At 67.8% G+C, this 255-nt stretch carries 1 pseudogene; it reads right to left on the bottom strand.

Annotated elements, in window-relative coordinates:
• A pseudogene (locus SB764_RS42450) lies at nucleotides 1–255 on the bottom strand (ATP-dependent DNA helicase RecG); the annotation flags it as partial.

Here is a 255-nt window from a genome sequence, read left to right as displayed (position 1 = left end):
CTCTTCGATCAGCGTGCACACCCAATAGGCCTGACGACCTTCGGCGCAGGCCCCGCGTACGCGCTCGATCACTTCCACGCGGCGCGTGTCGGTGACCAGGACGGTATTGACGGGGGTACGGCCGGGGGGCAGTTCGTCGAGGATCGAGGTGTCGAGGTCGGCGTAGGCGCTCATGGCCAGGGTGCGCGGGATCGGGGTGGCGGTCATGATCAACTGGTGCGGGTTCATGCGCCCGCCCACGCCTTTCTGGCGCAG

Origin of the sequence: Paraburkholderia sp. SIMBA_027 (genome assembly GCF_046535315.1) — a bacterium.
GTDB lineage: Bacteria > Pseudomonadota > Gammaproteobacteria > Burkholderiales > Burkholderiaceae > Paraburkholderia > Paraburkholderia tropica.
This window is presented reverse-complemented; position numbering and strand designations above follow the sequence as displayed.